The sequence below is a fragment of the Treponema ruminis genome (genome assembly GCF_014201975.1).
In the GTDB taxonomy this organism is placed as follows: domain Bacteria; phylum Spirochaetota; class Spirochaetia; order Treponematales; family Treponemataceae; genus Treponema_D; species Treponema_D ruminis.
The window spans coordinates 1-19,548 of record NZ_JACHFQ010000012.1 but is presented as its reverse complement, the minus strand read 5'-3'; the positions used below and the strand labels follow the sequence as shown (position 1 = coordinate 19,548).

Below are 19,548 nucleotides of genomic sequence, written 5' to 3'. Positions count from 1 at the left end.
GAAATTTTAAAAAAAATTTTTATAGAATTTGCTTTAAATTTCCACATGCTTTAACATTTAAGAGATTACAAAAAAGAATAAGGATAGTAAAGTATGAAATTAAGCCTTAAGAAAAGCATTTTTTGTTTGATTTTGGGGGCTAGCTGTTTTTCTGCATTTACTCTTGGCAAACGCGATGCAGAATACCGTGATGTCGAAGAAATGGACAGCTGGCAGGAAACTTTCGACATAAATGAAAAGAAAGAAGGAAAGTACAATATCTATGTTGAAGCAAAGGATAAGGGCGGCAACACAGAAATCGCAGGTCCTTATAACCTCTTCATCGATCCGGATTCTGACTATGCAATTTCCGGAATTACAAACCCTATCAACAACATGCGCGTTCCTGGCAACCTCAACATTGTCGGTACTTGTGTTGATGATGACGGCGTTGCTGAAGTCTGGCTTATTCTTGACGGCGGAGAGCCTGTAAAAGCCGAAGGTAAGGAATTCTGGTCATATTATCTCGATACTAATGAACTTGCAGAAGGCCCTCATACAATCGAAGTCTGGGGCGTTGATATTAACGGTCTTTCTTCTCAGGAAAAGCCAAAGAAAAAGGCTTTCGTAACATGGAACCTTGACCGCCGAAAGCCAGTCACAACTGTAACGAATCATGCTCTTGGTGAGCTCGTTTCTGGCAAAATCAGTCTCAAAGGTGATGTAACCGACGGTAACGGAATCAAAGCTCTTTACTATTCTCTTGATAACGGTGAGACATATCTCGAAACAAAAATTTCTGAGTACAAAACTCGTGACGGCGCAACATTTGATGTTCCTATCGATACTCGAATCGCAAAAGACGGTCCTGCAATCCTCTGGTTCAAGGCTGTTGATAAAATGGGCTCTATCGGTGTTTCTTCATTCCTTTATTTCGTTGATAACACCAAACCAGACGTAAAAATCATTTCACCTGCTGAGGACGAAGTTTGCAACGGTAAATTCGTTGTAGCCGGTTTCGCAAAAGATAAGGTCGGTATCCACAAGCTCTCTTGGTCATTCAATGGCGAGAGCGAAGATTTCGAGCTTATTCCTGGTAACCCATACTGGAGCAAGGAAATCAATACAATCGGCATGAACGTCAAATCTGTTGATTTCACTGTAACTGCCGTTGATACTGCCGGTAACGTTGTTGTCCTCAAAAAGACAATTCCAATCAATCAGGAATCAGACAAGCCAGTAGTAACAATTCAGAATCCTGCAGAAGGCTCAGTCCTCACTGGTGCTGCTGACACTCTCTTTGTCCGCGGTATCGTAGCTGATGATGACGGAGTTGCTTCTATTGAATACAGCCTTGACGGCGCAGAACCTGTAACTCTTGAGTCTCAGGGCGTCTTCTGTGCTCAGATTGAAAACGAGGCTCTTCCTGCTGGCCTCCACAAAATCACTGTAACTGCAACTGATATTTATGGTGTACGGGGCAATCCTGTAACGGCAACATTCACTTCAATGGGCCCGAAAATCAGCTTCGCAACTCCAAAAATCGGTGCTGAGGATGTAACAAACGGTCTTCTGGTTCACCCGGAATCAAATCCTGTTTATGAAGTTTCGGCAACATGTCCTGCCGGAATCGCTTCTTACAGCTATAAAATTGAATCAGGTTTCGATGACGTCTTTACTTCAGAAGAATTCACTCCAAAAGCACCGGAAAAATCTATTTCCGTAAAGATTCCGCTTTCAAACGCTCCTTGGGGCCTTGTTCAGATTACGGTTTCTGCAACTGATATTTATGACCGCACTGTTGAGAAAAAGTCCCTCATCAATATCAAGGATTTGACTTACATCCATGAGGATTTGCTTGATGCTCCTCTGGCTGACAAACTTATCGAAGGTTCGGACAATTCAGGCGTTGCCGTTGACATCGTCAGCATTAACGGCGAGGAATACAAGGCCGGCATGAACGTCCAGATTCCTTATGGCAAGTCAACTGACCCTGTCGTAGCCGTATTCAACGTTGAGACTGCTGAAAAATCAGTTTCTGTAAACTACTTGATTGAAGGTGATGCCGAAATCGGTGGTGATGCTCAGCAGACAGGCAAAGCTGTTCTCGTAGACGGTCAGTATGTCGTAAAACTTGAAAATCTTCCTTCTCGCGTAACAACTTTGACTGTAAAGGCAATAGCCGGCAAAGTTGCTTCGGGCAGCAGCAAAGTTACATTCTGCGTAGTTCGCCCGGAGCCAGAGAAGAAGAGCAGCTGGAAGACTGGTGAAGTAATCTGGATTCCAAATGAAAACGCAGTCTACAGCAATGACGTAAATGCTTATGTAATCGAATCAGACAAAGAATTTACAGGCTATGCAAATATTTCAGGTCCTGTAAGTGCAAGCGTTTCTTCAAACGCAATTGAGCTTGCAAACGAAGGCAAATCAATTGAAATCAAGGCGCTCAAAGACGGCACTTACAAGAACGTAGCTGTTACCGCAAAAGACGGCAGCGGCAAATCATTCACTTCTCCTCTCGTAAATCTTGTTGTTGATACAGAGGCTCCAAAGGTTGAGATTGTATCTCCTGCAAATCACCTCTGGGTACAGGAAGGAACAAGTATCACGGCAAATGTTACTGATGCCAATGGAATCGCAAAAGTCGAGTATTCTACAGACGGCGGTGAGTCATGGGCAGAAATGAAGGCCAGCGGAAGCCAGTACACGGCAAACGTCGGCGTCAAGAACCGTGATGACGGACTTATCGGAATCGATGTCCGCGCTACAGACACAACAGGCAAATCAACAGTACGCTCTGTCGCAATTCATAAAGATTCAACAGCTCCGGAGGTTGAAGTCCTTCTCCCTGGTCCTGATGACATCGTAAACGGTGACAACCTCATTGCATTCAAGGTAAAGGATAACGGACGACTCGACAAAGTCCTCTACTTCCCGCCTGCTGCAAAGGGAACAACTCCGACACCGTCAGACATTCCACTTGCTCCGCTTGTCACAACCCACATCGGTACAAAAGATAAGCCTATCGATGATTTGATGTCTTTCAAGTTCGTCGATGCAATTGGAAACACAACTGAAATCAAGCAGTGGAACTTCATCATTGACAACGTAAGCGACCTGCCAATCGCAGAAGTCCATGTTCCGGAAGAAAATGCCGTAATCACCCGTGACTTCGAATTCTCAGGCGTTATCTATGATGATGATGGAATCACAAAGGACGAGCTGGGTGAAGTCATTGCCGGTCCAAAGATTTTCTACAAATTCGACAATGGCCGCTATGAGGCACTTGATCAGATTGGAACAAGCTTCATCATTCCGAAGAAACTCACTGACTTCACTGATAACGAGCACTCAATCACAATTTACGCAGAAGACATTAACGGCGTAAAAGGTCCTGAGTTCACACGCAACTTCCGCATTTCTCTTGAAGAGCCGAAGGGCGCTGTCCTCACACCACCAATCAGCGAAACTGTAAAACAGACAGTCAAAATGACTGGTATCGCAACTGATAAAAACGGTATCAAGGCAGTTTACATTTCTGTAGATAACGGAAACTCATTCAACGAGGCTGTCGGCAACTTCGGTCACGAAATGACTCAGTGTAACTGGAGCTACGAGCTCGACACCCGTGTAATCGAAGACGGTACACACGTTGTCTTCATGAAGGTCGTTGACTGGTACGGAATCGAGGGCTTGTATTCTTCTTTGATCAACATTGATAACACGCCTCCAAAAATCGAGCTCATGCTTCCATTGGATGACTCAAAGACTACCGGCATGGTATTCCTCTCAGGTCAGACAATCGATAACATCAACCTTACAAAACTCTTCATTACAATCCGTTCACTTGACGGCAAGGTTGTAAACTCTAAGCTGGCACGCACAGACTTGAAGCCTGATGAAATCATCACTCAGGCAATGGACATCACAAACCTTGAGGACGGATTCTATAACATCGAGCTTACAGGTGTTGATGCCGCAGAAAACATCACCCGCGTCAGCCGAAACATCCAGCTCAACAAAAAGGCTCCAAAGGCTAAAGTTGACTTGCTCTATCCTCTCAACGGTGAATTCGTCCAGGGCGTATTCAACATCTATGGTACTGCAGTCAGCGAGACAGACATCCAGAGCCTCACTCTCTTCGTAGATGGAAATTCTGTTGCAGAGACAGAACTCAGCGAGAGCGGATTCTTCAAATATACACTTGATCAGACAATGATTCAGGAAGGCCAGCACACAATTCGTGTCGAGGCTTACCTTGCAGACAATTCAAAGATTGTTTCTAATACCCAGTACCTCAACTACAGTGCTGTAGGTCCGTGGATCACAATTGACAACTTCACTTACGGTGACTTCGCATTCGACCGACCTTACATCATTGGTAACTCTGGTTACTCTTATGATGAAGATGAGGTTGTCCGTGCAAACGCAAAGGGTGCTCCAAAAGAACTCAAGGAAGCAGTTGCTGCAAAAGTTGTAGACAAGGTTGAGCTTTCTTTGGACAACGGTAAGACATTCAAAAAGCTTTCTTCAAGCGGCAAATGGCGATTCCGTGTTGAAAACGAGGATATTGCAGAAGGCTACCACTTCCTGCTCGTTCGTGCCACAATGAAGAACGGTGAGATTGCAGTTACACGCTGTATCGTTCAGGTTGATAGCACTAAACCTACAATCAAGCTCATTTCTCCGGGTGCCGGCGGTCATTACAACCAGCAGATGGAATTCTCTGGTCTCGCAAAAGACGATATCGCACTCAAGAGCCTCACTCTTGCATTGCGAAGCGGTGACAAGGCTATGTACGAAATCCCAGGCTTCATCCAGGGATTGTACTTCGACTGGCAGTTCTGGGGAGCAACATTGTTCAACGTTGGTGCAGGTCTTACATTCTTTGATGACAACGTTAAGCTTCAGGTTCAGTGGGGACAGTTCACTCAGCAACAGCGTGACCTGTTCGACCAGTCAAACATGCGTTATGGTGGCGACAATGTATTGGGTGTCAAACTTTTGGCAAACGTTTACTATATGCCGTTCAGATACTACTTTGGTCCAGACTGGGAATGGCTCAGTTTGAATGTTGCGGTCGGTGCTAACTTCACGCGATTCAACGAATCCGGCTCAGGAAAGGCTCAGATTCTTTCTGCAGGTCTCTTCCAGCTGGAATTCCCGCGAGTCACCTTCTCTAGACAGAAGATGTTCAGAACAATCGCATTCTACACCGAAGGTCAGCTTTGGTTCATCCCAACCGATGTTTCTTCGGAAGAAGATATCAAGAGTCTTGTTCCACAGATTTCATTCGGTTTGCGTGTGAACGTATTCTAATCAGTAAAAAAAACAATTACAGGTCAGGAACTGTTTAAGGCAGGGCCCCTGAAAGCCAGTCGAAGAATTTATTGCTGCTAATTACTTCGTCTGGCTTTTAGCCTTGTTTAAAACAGCCACAAGTCGGGTCAAATTATCTTAAAATCCTTAAAATAATTTGAAAATCTCCAAAATCTCTAATTTAATCTATTACGAAAAGGTTTTCGCTGTAAAAAAGGGGAAATTATGAAAAAAGTGTTCTTGAATGTGTGGAAAAAGGCTCTTGTTTTGTCACTTGCTGTTATTCCTTTTGTGATAACGGCTTGTGGTGAGGATTCCGGATTGGGTTCAACCGTTGATACGGAGGCACCTAAAATCGAAATCACTTACCCGCCTCTGGGAGCTAATATTCGGGGCACTTTTGTTCTTGCCGGTAATTGTGACGATGATAAGAGCGTAAAGAGCATCATCGTTACCGTTACGGACACGACGACCAAAAAAGTTGTTGGCACAGTTCCTGCATCAATTGAAAATGAAGGAAAATCTTGGAAAGCCAGCATCAATAATTACAACGATAAAGATAAAAAATACGACTATCTTGACGGAAACTATCAGTTCACGGCGGAAGTTCATGATGGCGCAGGTCATAAAAGTAATGCGTCACGAGTTTTCGACCTTGATAACACGGCTCCGGTTTTTGTAGCTTCAAATCCTGGCGTAATCAAGTCTCAGGGCAAAAAAGCTTCTGCTTACGGTTCAATCTTTACAATTGACGGTACAATTGCTGATGACCACACAATCGCAAGCCTTACCGCAAAAATTTTTGATGAGAACGGAACTTTAATCGGTGATTATAAGGAAGAAGACATTGCAACGGCGGGCGGCACAAGCGTTACAATTGCTTCTCATTATGTTGATAAGAATGACGGAACTGCTAGAACAGTTCAGAACGAGCGTTATACTCAGATTTACGGTGACAATGATGCAGCCGGAACTAAAAAATACTATTGTACGGTTCTGGTAGAAGACAATACAAAATCATATACAGATCCTGGTGAAAGCGATAACACTACAAGCGGAAACATCACTTCAAAAGTCTATCTCTATGATTCAGTTTATAAATCACTCATGAGCTCTAAGAGCGGAAACAGATACGGTCTTAGCGCAGCTGACTTTATGACTCTTTTGAACGGAACCCGCGCGGCTGATGAAAAGACAGAGCCGGCCCTCAAAATCTTGAAAGAAGTAGTAGTTGATACAAGTGCGGAGGCAGAGGACAAGGATGCAAACAAACTCAGCTTCTCCCTCAATCCAATGGCAAACCCGACATACAGCGTAAACGGCTTCTCAGTATCTAAAGATATAGCCGGAAACGTCACATATAAAGAAGCATTCAGCGACAGCACGGTTGTCGTAAGCGTTAATGCAGGTCTTGATAAGACGGCAATCCTTCCTGGAAACCTCAAGGTCTGGACAGTGCTTGTTGACGGCTTGACTCCAGAAAAAGCCCTGGAGCGGGTCAGCAAGGTTGCAAGCAAGATTACGGCAGTCCAGAAACTCCATTATGAAGAAGTTCTTGAAAAATCAGAGGAAATCATCAATGAAGTAATGAAGTATGCAGAGGCCGAAAAACTCGATATTGTCCTCGTCAAGGATAATTCTACTGATTCCGGTTCTTCTGTTCAGACAGAAACCTTGTCATGCGTCCTTCCAAAAGAGGCTTACATTTCTGGAAAGGTCTACGCATTCATTGTTACAGGTTATGACGAAGACGACGTTGCCTTCCTTCAGAACACACTCTACGCATTTAAGGCAAATGAAGCAGGTCAGGCTCCAACCCTTATAATTACAGAGCCTGAGAATCAGTCTTACTTGAAGTCAACAGAAGGTCTTGTATTCAGTGGTAAAACATCTCTCCCGGACGGCTCAACACTCAAAGTCGCTGCATTGATTATTAATCTCCGCGTTCAGGATGAAAACAAACAGAATATTGCCGTAGGAAAGACTGACGGATATACAGTCGACCTTACTTATAATGAAACAAGCGGCTATTCTTCTACAGATGAATCATTGACTTATGACCCTTCAACAAAAATCTGGACATTCACTCCTTCAAAACTTGCTGATTACAATGATATTTCTGCAAGCGAAGGCGAAGGAAAGTCTTATTTCTATACGGTAGACATTTCATCTGAATCATCTTCGCGCAATGCTACGTCAAAGACAATTTCAGTCCATGTTGATTCGACAATGCCTAAAGTCTCGATTGCGAATGTAACTCCATATGTCAGCGGTAGTAATTTCTATTCAGAAGCCGGAGAAAATATCAGAAATTATGTAAACGGCGACATTACTGTAAAATTCAATATCGAAGAGACCAACCTCAAGGAAGTTTCATATAAAGTTCTTGTAGACGGTGAAGAAAAAGTCTCTCCTGTCAGCCTTGGCAAAGTTTACTCCGGTTCAATTGACCTCGACACTACAAAATGGACGGAAACTGCAAAAGAAAAGAAGAATATTGAAGTTGTAATTACGGCTGTCGATGTCTGTGGAAACACAACTTCTTATTCTACAACAGAATACAACACAGTCACCTATAAAAATGACAAAAATGAGGAAGTAAATTTCAACAAGCCGATTATAATCTGCCAGGAAACTGATATTCCTCAGATTAAATTTGCAAACGCAGAACTCTCTTACAAAACTGGAAAAGATGACCAGATTGTCGAACATTCATTCCTCGTCGTTGAAGAAGAGGCAAAGAATGATGCAAACAAAAAGAGCATTGTTGCAAGCCACAACCTCTTCAACATCAAGAACAACAACACAATCCAGATTGCCCTTGATGATGATGATAATATTGCCAGTGCAAAAGTCGTGCTTTACGATGAGGCCGGAAAACTTTATGAAGCAGACGGATTTGAGAATCCTTCTATAAAGCAAATCGGCAAACCTTCTTTCACATGGAACTATCTGCTTCCTGCAAAAGAAGGAATCTATCAGGTTTATATCGAAGTAACAGACTCTAAACTGAAAGATGATTTGAGCGAAACGGTCAAACTCTGGAGAACCAATAAAGTCGGAAAATTCTACGTTGCCGTTGATGACGGAGCTCCGACAGTCGAGATTAAGAATCCTGTCGCCGGTTCATATCAGAAGAAAGCATTTGCCGCAAACGGAACTGTTTCTGAAAAAGATAACGTTACACTTACACGTTCTATTTACAAGCTTGATGCAAAAGCTGAAGATAAAAAATCGGTTGACATTACAGCAAAAATTACTAAAGACAAAGACGGAAACTTTATCTGGGCAGAGACTGATGAAGACATTAAGGACCTTGCAGACGGCGAGTACATCCTTTCTTACACTGCAACTGACCGATACGAACAGTCTTATACAAGCGATGTGCGCGTAAAGGTTGATACAAAGGCACCTGTCTTCAAGGACGATAAATCAAAAGTCTTCGTTTCTTCTAATGCAGAGGCTGGAAAAGCTTATGTTGAAAAGACCTGGTTCAACAGCGAGGCCCTCAACCTTTCCGGCGAATTTGAAGAGGCAAACGGCATTTCAAACGTCTACTACTGGCTCGACACAGATGTAAACACTGTTGAGAAAGACGGAAAAACTCAAATTGTATTCAGCGATATTCTCAATGAAGATAAAACTGTAAAAACAAAAGGTGCTTCAGGAAGCTTCACGGCCGTAACAGAAAACGGCATAAGCACATACAAGACGACTATTCCTGATTTTACTGAATGTTCAGCTGCAAATGCCCACAAACTCACACTCATCGCAGTTGACCTTGCAGGAAACGAATCGGAGAAGATTGAATACACGTCAATTAAAGTCGATATGACGGCTCCGGTATTTGAAAATTACTACTATAAGATGGGCGCTGTAAAGGGTGAAGTAAGCGGCAACATCCTTACAAACGGTGAAAACGACGTAATTCTTTACGGACTTATTTCTGACGCCGCTTCTGGTGTTGACGTAAATAATTTCGTGCTCAATGTAATTAACGGTACGACAAAATCAATTCTTGCTGACACACAGACAGTCAAGAACATTACATTTACGACAGAGCCTACTTCATGGACAGAGGTCGATGGCGAAAATCAGCAGACCGTAAATGTTGATACAACAGCCGGATTTGAAAAGTGGATTGAAAAAGCAGACGCTGCAACAGCTACTACATTCAAAGATGGTGCTTCAATTGAAGATACTACAAAAATCACCGGATGGAAGGCTGTAATTGATAATGACAGGTTCAAGGCCGGTGAAGTCCGCACAAATTACTTCGATAATGCTGGAAACGGCAACAAGAACTATAAGATGTTCTCAATCCGAGTGGATAAGGAAAAGCCAAAAATTTCAAACCATACTCTCACGGCAGAAAAGAAGACTGGAGAAATTATAGACTATACGGCTTACAAGACTGCGGATTATACATTCCCTGCCGGTTCTGATACAAAGATTCCTCATTACTACGTAAATAACAGTGACGGACATACATTCTCGCTTTCAGGCGTTGCTACTGATAACGAGGGAATTGCAAAAGTTGAGCTTATTACCGGAAGCGGAGTCACAAAAGATGCCGATAAAGGTGAATTCAAGTGGACTGGAATTGACCTTTCAGCCCTTGATGCAGACTCAAACGTTACAATCAAGATTACTGATATTGCAAACAACGTATTTGAGCAGAATATTCACATCACTCCTGATGTAAAGGCTCCGGAAGGCAAGCACAGTACAGGAAATGTAGACAATTACTTCAGAATCGGAGACTCTAAAGTTGGCGAAGTCAGCGATGTAGGACTCGGACAGTCAGCAGAAACTTACGGAAAAGACAGCTCACTCAAAATCCGCGGTTACTTTACAGAAAATGGAAGCGGTCTGAACATGATTTATTACAAGACCTTCGCTTCTATTCCAAGTGCTACTGACATCGATGAATTCAAGAAAGATTATGAAGGAAAGAAGAGCGGCTATTTCTCTCCACTTGAAGTTGAGGAAAGCAGAACAATCGGTCAGGAAGTGATTCCGACAAACTTCAAGACTAATATCCCTGGATTCAAGGAAGGAAAGAACTATCTCGTACTCATTGCCGTTGATAAAGTTGGCAACGCAGAACTTGATAATGTTACTTATAAATATACACCGGATGGCACGACGTCTGAAATTTCTCTTGCCGGCTGCTACGAAATCAAAGTCGATATGACCCAGCCACGCTTCGAAAGATTCTATTACAAGATGGGAGCAATCAATGCGGAAGTAAAGGGTGACATTCTCACAAACGGTGAAAATAATGTAACTCTCTATGGACTTATTTCTGATGCGGATTCTGGTGTAGATGTTGAAAAATTGCAGCTTAAAGTACTTACCGATACTGAAAAGAAGGTAATTGCAGATACCTCAAATATCACGTTCACAACTGAAGCTACTTCATGGACTGCAGGTTCAGTTCAATACACAATGGCTTCATCAAATGGACTTGAAAAGTGGGTTGAAAAAGCTGATAAAGACGGTGAGTCTACATTTAAAGCTGCTTCTTCAATTTCAGATACTACAAAAATCACCGGCTGGAAAGCAGTTATTAACAAGAAAGCTTTCGAAACTGGAGAAGTTAGGGCGGATTACTACGATAAGGCCGGAAACAGCAGCCTGAATATCAAGATGTTCTCGGTACGCGTTGATAAAAAGCCTCCAAAACTTAACAACCACAACTTCGCAGACACGACTCCAAATTATACGGCTTACAAGTCAAAGACAGTAATCGAAGGTACAGGGGATGATGCAAAATCGGTTCCTTATTACTTCATCCACAACACGGATGACCACAAGTTCACCCTTTCTGGTGTTGCGACAGATAACGAAGGTGTTGCAAGAGTTGAACTTAAGAATGGTACAAGCGTACTGAAACATGCAGAAAAAGGTGATTTCAACTTTGATGATCTTGATTTCTCTACTTTGTCTGCTGTAACAACATTGACTCTCAGTATCACGGACGCCGCAAACAATGTTTCTGACTACAAGATTGTTCTTACTCCAGATGTAACAGCTCCAAACGGAATCCACGACACAGATTCACTTGGCAAGGATTTGCAGTTCCGAATCGGCGAACAGGTATACGGAAGTGAAAAAGTTGGTGCTAAGTATTCTAAGGGAACTTACGGAAATTCCAACTCAATCATGATTCGCGGTTACTTTGATGAAGCAGAAACTGGCAGCGGATTGAGTATGATTTATTACATGCTCAAACAAACACCTCCTTCAGTGGATGATATTACTGGCACGACAGGCTTCTTGAAGAATTATCAGGACAAAGCTACCGGCTACTTTGCCCCAACAGAAAAAACATCTCAGACAATCTTGAAGAATGTTGGAACAGGGGCTTCTGCAACACAGGAAAAAGTAACTGTAGCCTACAACTTCAAGACCCTGCTTTCAGGATTCCAGGAAGGAAACAACTATCTCGTTCTTGTAGCCGTTGATAACGTAGGAAACGCTGCGGTTGATACAAAGACATTCTCTTATAAGGCTAATTCTACAGACACGGAAGATACTGTTGTAAACTGCTACTCAATCAATGTTGATACGGCAGTTCCTGAACTCAGCGACCAGGTAACTGTAGAAATCGCAGGTTCAAGCGACGGCCTTTCTGCAAGCCAGATTCTTACGAACTTCAAAAAAGGCGACATCACGCTTAAAGGTTTTTGTTCTGATGCAGCGGCAGGAATTGATTCCGTTACTCTCTATGTCGAAGGTAAGGGAAAAAATTCAACAGACGCAGAGGTCGTAATTGATAAAACTACAAGCGTAACTGTAGGTACAACTTCGGTAACATCTAGCGTTGAAGCAGACTTGACCGGTGCCACAGAACAAGCAGAAACTTGGTCTGGAAAAGTTGCCGCAAACTTGTTCAGCAATGTTGAATCCGGCACATTCGCAGTCTATGCAACTGTAAAAGATAAGGCGGGCGACGGAAACACAATTAACCGAAGCGTTGCAACAATCATTGTTGATAAGACAAATCCAGGCGTAACTCTCAAAGCACCGGCTGATGCTGACTCATCAACGACAGATGTTGAAATTAACGGAATTATTAGCCTCAGCGGTGAAATCACGGACGGAAACATCCTGCCGGATAAAGCAATTACTGCAATTCAGTATGTAGTTAAACCTGCAACTGATCCTGAAGATTTGAACACCCTCAGCTGGACAGACGCTTCTTCTTCAACGATGACAGGTTTTGACCTCTCAGGTAACTACACGTTCACTGCAAGCAATTTTGACACGTCAAAACTCACGGACAAAACTGTTTACTACATCCGTGCAAAGGCAACTGATAAGGCTGGCAACGTCGGATATTCAGCTCCTGTAACTGTCACAGTTGACCAGGACACAGACCGCCCTGTTATCAAGATTACAAGCCTTGATAAAGCCGGTGACATTATTTCTGCCGGAACAATCATGGGTACAATCTCTGATGACGACGGAATTGATGCTGATTCATTTAAGTATAAGGACGGCGAAACTGGCGAGCCTAAAGACTTTACTTCATTCAACAGCGGAAACTGGCGAATTGATGGACTTGAAGCTGGCGAACGCAATATTTTCTTCGTTGTAACAGATAAAGCCGGTACAACATTCGAGACTAAAAAAACAACAAAAGACAGTTTTGCTTCTTCTGGTGAGCCATACGTTATTTTGGAAAAAACACCAAAGGCGTTGAATACAGATGCCGTTTCATTCAAGGTTGACTTGAAGGACCCGAAAATTACGGCTTTGTACTTCGCAAGTACAGAAGCAAACGCAATCCCTGCATATCCTAATACTGCTGCATCCGAGCCGTGGCAACCGACAGGCAAGGTAAGCTATGGTCCAGCCTCAAAATTCATGTCAATCTACTTTACTGTAGAAGAAGATGTAGAAATGGCTGCTGTTGGCAGTGACGTTGAGATTAAGGCTCCGAACGGCACTATTTCTTTGGATGAAGGTAAAGTAACTCGTATAGATCCAGAAGGTGCAACAACTGACTACATCTATAAGATTGGTGTAATTGATACTACTGGTGGATTCCAGACATTGGTTTCAGAAGGTAATAATACAATTACAATAACCGTAACTGATAAGTCCGGCAGAAAGAGCTCTGAAACATTCAACATCTTTGTTGATAACGTCGCACCAACGGTCAAGAATTTCTATAATGACACAGAAACTGGAATTACAGGCAAAGTCACAATTCCTGGAAGCGTAACAGATTCTACAGGAATCAAGACCGTCAAATACCTCATTCCAACTGCTGAACAGCAAACAACTTATGAAAATGACAGAACGACTGATGAAAAAACTGCCGTTACTAATTTGGCTGCAGTTTCTGGTTGGAAAGATATTTCTGTTGCATCTTCAATGTATGCGGAATTCGACATTAAGTTTGAAAGCTCTTCATTCACAGAAGAAACCAATGCAACAACTGGCAAAACAAGCTTGATTTACTATGCTTCAAAAGAATCTTCAACAGCTGGAAAACTCGAATATGCCGTAACTCGAAGCGGAACAGGTACAACGGAAGACCCGTACACTTATGCACAGGCCTCTACAACAGACGCAACGATTTACGTTCCGATTTTCTTCTATACAGAAGATTCTAACGGTAGCAAAGGTATTACCAAGTTCTACTACAGGGTTTACCCGGACGGCGGTATTCCAAAAGCCGAACTTACTTCACACGCTGAATCAGTAAATGGATTGGTTAAGACAGGAAACAAAGTAAACCTCATGGGTACAGCCGAAGATGACGAAGGCGTTGCTTCCGTAAAGATTACAAAACTTGAGTACACAACTGAAGACGGTGACTCAATTACAGATTCTACGACATGGAAAGAAATCGACATTTCAAATCTTTCTTCTGATTCAAGTGATACTAACCGTGCCGTTACCCGCGGAACTGTGGAAGGAAGCACAATCGTTTGTGACGGAACTACAAGCTGGAAGGCTTCTATCAATACGGCAAAAATTAATACTGGCACAGATGAACTCAAGGCAATCCGTGTCACTGTCGAAGCATTCGATGAAAACGATACTTCAAGTTCAAAAGCTCATGCAAACGGTACATCAGCAACATGTATAAACCGAATCGTAGTTGATAAGACAGTTCCTGTTCTTGAATCGGCGGCAATCGTTGGATTTGCTTCTGCCCCTGCTTCTGTGACTGCAACTCCTGTATTTGAAAAGTCTTACGAGGCCGGAATGTACTTCTCTGGCACAAAGGCTACAAATTGGTACTTGAAGGCTGAAATTTCTGATGATTCAAGCGTAACGGGATTTGAAATCTCGAGCATGACTGGAAGCGGTTATATTTCTGCTATCTCTGATGGCGGCGTCGATTCCGGGGATTCAACTTTGACCGCAATAACAGGTCTTGTTGAAAATGGTCGGGATACAAAAACATACACCATCCTTATCCCGATTACAACATCAAGTGAAGGTCACGTTTACGCAACGCTTGAAATGTTCGACGGCCAGCACACAGACGTTACGACCGCGTTCTCATTCTTCATTGATAACACGGCTCCTGCCCTGTATAAAACAAAAGCTGGAACAGCTGGCGTTGCGGATGACAAACTTGCTCATGCAGATACGCTCCGCTTGAAGAGCAACGGAATGCAGATTGATACAGGAAACAACGTAGTTGAAAACTCAGACGGTTCTTACACATTCGGTGATGAACTTGTAGAAGCCCGCTCTGGCCTTGCTTACGTCGCATTCTACTTCAAGAAAGCCGCAAGTGAAACGCACCATACTACAAACCGGATCTACAGCCCGATGTTTGGAACTGACAACATGATTACACTTGCAGCCTCAAAGACTGCCGATGAAGTCTACATCAACTCTGAAGGCTTGCCTGCACTCGTTAAGACTGTAACAGTCACAAACACAACGACAGATGGAGTTACAACAAGTACAGTTAAATTTACACGTTTAGGAACTAATAAGTTCATTAATAATGCTGCATGGAATACTGGGGCTACATCATTCGGACTTGTAAAGATTGGCGGTGCATATCACAGAATCAAGTCAATTACAGATGATGTTGCGACACTTGCAGACGAAGTTTCAGACAAATACACTGAAGCCGAATTCATCTATGCAATGCTCGTTGACCACCAGATTGCCGAAGGATTCTCTTCTGCTGATCCGACAGGTGTTTCAAACGATGACGGTGACGGCTTAGTCGAAATGGTTAAGCAGACAGGAAGCACTTACAAGTGGACTGCAAGCATTCACTCTGACAATATTCCTGACGGTCCTGCAGAAATCCATATTGTTGTATTCGATGATGCGGGTAACTCAAACTCAGGCTACGTCAAGACAAGCATCCAGAACAACCGCCCGAGAATCGCACGAGTCTACCTCGCAACCGACTTGAACGGAAACAATTTGTTCGACTTCGACAACGGGGAAGTTCCTGAACTTGATTCAAATTCTGAACGATACACAGAAAACGGAACAGAATACGGCGAGCTTGCATATTATTCAACGCTCACAAAAGACTCAAAGATTCAGGCAACGGCAACACTCAAAAAGAACCAGTGCAACTTCGTTGTTTCAAACAGACTCCTCGTATTGCCTGAAATCATCGGTGGAAACGGTGAGGATGCAGAGCTTAGATATGCATACAGCGTTTCAGATAATTCACCGGAGGCTTTGACTCCTGAAGATGCGGAAGCTGAAAGTGTTGGAATCACACAAGCCACGGGAACGGCATTGAAGTCATTCTCTTCAAGTTTGGCAGCTCTTCAGCTTGCAGACCGTGGAAGTACTGCTGCTTCACCTGTAACGACAAATATTTCTTCATTCCTTGGTTCAAGAACTCCAACTGATGCAAACGGCTACTTCGTTAAGAACGGCACTGTTCCAACAAACAACCGCGGTTATCTTGGCTTTGTCCTTAACAATGATGATTTGAAAACTCATGAAAGCTGGGTTGGCGATACAAAGATTAAGAAATACTTTGCATTCACAATCTGGGACAAAACTCCTGAAACAACTCAGGGTGAAGATTCCCTCTATGCACTCCTCAAGATTCCGTTAGTAATCAACGTAAAGGATGACGTCAGACCAAGAGCTGACATCACACCGTTCTACTGGAACAGCAAGGAAGACGGCTCATTCGTATATGCTGAAGACGGAACACCGGAAGGACACATTGATCTTGTCGCTGAAGCAGACAAAAACAAGACAACTGTTAGACCGGGTGTTTCTGGAACTGTATACATTGAAGGTACTGCTTATGATGAGACACGATTGTCGAAGATTGAGGTAAGAGACCCGAGCGGAACAGCATATACTATTGCTGAATACGATTCTGGTGCTTGGAAAACTGCTGAGAATGCAACAGAAGCTGGCACAAACGGCTGGCCTTGGCCTGATAACTATATTTCTTCTAAAGTTGAAACAATTACAGAGCCGAGCCAGAAAGGTCATAAGGTTGCATGGAAACTTGAAATCAACATGACCAAGTTCGGAATTAAGACTGACCAGAGTGTTTATGTAACTGCATACGATGCAAGTACAATTCCTACTGGTAAAAACTCTAGTATCAATTCGAGTGTACAGACTGTCTGTGATGCTCATACATCTCGTTATAGAATGGATTTCGTGCCATACATCAAGAGCATTTACCCTGCAACAGAAAGCAGCGCAGCCCGCTCTAGGTTGGGCAAATTCCCAGTACAGGCAGGAAAAGATATGTATATTGAAGGAATGAACTTCTCAACAGATCTTGAATACAGGATTGGATTCAGTACGACACCAGAAAATGAAGCTCTCATTTCTTCTCCAAATACATATGAAGGTAAGTTTATTGAAGATGATGATGTAAGTAAGGTTGAAAATGGTAAGATTAAAGTAACTGCACCTCAGAATTCTTGTTATGTCCGTGTATGGGTAAAACCTACCGGTGGTAATTGGACTTATACAAAGAATAACATGAATGAAAATGCCGGCTGCAACATTGAAGAAGGTTATGTAGCTTCAGATGACAACGGCAAAGGCAACATGGACAGAGGCTTTAAGCGTGCCAACGATGCCGGAACCAACTTCTGGACTGACGACAGGTATATTGCGGTATGGAACACGGGAACAAAATTTGATAATAGTGACAATCCTAGAAGCGGTACTCTCGTAAAATATGAGAAAGATGGTTGGCAAACTAGGGGTGGTTCACTTCCTGATGATACATACTCAAAGCAAGACCGATTGTTCGGATTCTGGGGGTCAACACATGAAGTTGTATATGATGCATTCTTGGGAACTTCTGCTTCTACCTCAATGTGTAGGGCTGCGACTGGTACATTCTATACTCCTACAGAATATACGGATGTTTGCCTTGTCTGGAATGCACCTTCTGTAAATCCAAAAACTGCAAACCAAGCTACCGACACAAAGAACAGAGCTGCTTACATTCCGTTCTATGTATTCCTTGAAAATGGTTGCTCGCTTGGTGAGACATGGGGAACAGGTCTTACTATTACCAGAGACGGTTATAAACTTGATAAGAATTTGCATAATGAACAGGGTGTAACAATAGAGTATCAGGGTGATGACAGTATGATGGATCAGTTCAGAAATCCAAAAATGGTTGGAGTGTATTCTTCTGAAACTGAAAAGTTTGGAGACGATTCTATAACTGGGCTATACCATTTTTATATCACCTATTATGATGCATATACTCATTGTTTGAAGTATGCAGCTGTTGATTATCCTGCATACTTTGCTGATAGTAAGCAGAATTATCAGCGGGCAACTTTCAAAATGTCTGCAAATTCTAAAACTCCGACTTACAAAATTGGTGAATTCGGGCCGTCTGATGCTGTAATTGCTGGCAATGATTCAGTGGGTTCTGGACACGACACTGGTATGTGGAGCGATGTTGCACTTATTTATGACAGAACAACGGCTGTTGCTCAAGGTGAAATAACAGCTCCTACGCCTGTTGTTGCTTATTATGATAAGACAGACAAAACTTTACATATTGCTGTGGGCAATTCTTCTATTCCAAAAACAGCTAGTGGCTGGACTGACAATAAAATTACTCGTCCAAGCGGACTCAGTGATTTCGGACGATATGTAACTGTTGAAATGGATGACAATAATGGTTTGCATGTTGTGGCACAGGGTACAAAGAATAACAAGGGTGCGTTGTACTATATGTACTTTGAAGCTAACAAATATGACAAACCTGCTATTACAACGGTTGTTGATTCTACAGACAATGTCGGTGTTTGGTGTGAGATGACTCTGAACGATAAGTCTAAGACAGGACTTGAAGCACTGCCTGTAATTACACATATGGCACAGGGAAGTGCACGTGTCGCAAAGGTTGCTTATATCGAAGACGGTCATTTTGAATCAATTTCTGACCCGTCAGATGCTGAGCCAACAGATTATAAATTAAGTGTTGTAACTGATGCGTATGAAGGTGTTGTATCTGCGGGAGGAAAAACTGGAAATAATACAAAGAGTCCATACGCAATTGGTATCAATTCAGATTATTTCTATGTAGACTTCCTCCGTGGAGAGGAATAAAAAAATTGCCGGACTTGTTCCGGAGCAAATAACGCCAAGCGACATTGGCTGAGAGTAATTTTTTAAGCCCGGAAAGCAGAAAGCCTCCCTGCTTTTCGGGCTGTTTTTTTTGTCTATGCCGGAATTTGACAGTACCAAACGGGTGATATGACAGTACCAAACGGCGATATGGTACTGTCAAACGGGGGCTTTGGTACTGTCATACCGGGTGACAGTTCCTGTTTCTCTTCTTTTGTTCTTGATTTTTGCATTTTACACCGCTGGGAGAAGTATAATACTGCATGTCGATTTTTGTTACGAGGTTAGAACCGACGGATACCATCTTGCGGCACGTGTTATATCCCTGTCGTGTAAATTCATAGCAGCGTAATCCCTCCTGAACATTTCATTTAAACTGTTGCTGTAACTCTCGTACAGTTTCAAGCGGAAGCCCTTCCGCCTGTGCAATCTGCTCAGTAGAAAGAAGTTTCATTTTCAAGAGATTCTTTGAATTGTACCCCTTGTCAAGGACACATAAGAAGAAGGGATTAAAAAATCCGAAGAAAATTTTCAAATATCAGTAGGATTTTCTTTCTTTAGAGGATAGATACCAGTAGTGAAATATTTGTAGTATTCATCTGGAGAAAGTTTAGCCAACTGCCACTGATAACGTTCTGTGTTGTAATAATCAATCCAGTCATC

General features: G+C 42.8%; 2 protein-coding genes. Both read left to right on the top strand.

Going from position 1 to position 19,548, the window contains the following annotated elements:
* Positions 1-93 precede the first annotated feature (93 nt).
* The gene (locus HNP76_RS14125) at positions 94-5,298 is read left to right on the top strand and encodes an Ig-like domain-containing protein (RefSeq protein ID WP_184661697.1); all 5,205 of its coding nucleotides are present in this window, start codon (positions 94-96) and stop codon (positions 5,296-5,298) included.
* A gap of 225 nt (positions 5,299-5,523) precedes the next feature.
* On the top strand, positions 5,524-18,867 hold the full coding sequence (locus HNP76_RS14120) for a hypothetical protein (protein WP_184661695.1): 13,344 nt from the start codon (positions 5,524-5,526) through the stop codon (positions 18,865-18,867).
* Positions 18,868-19,548 lie beyond the last annotated feature (681 nt).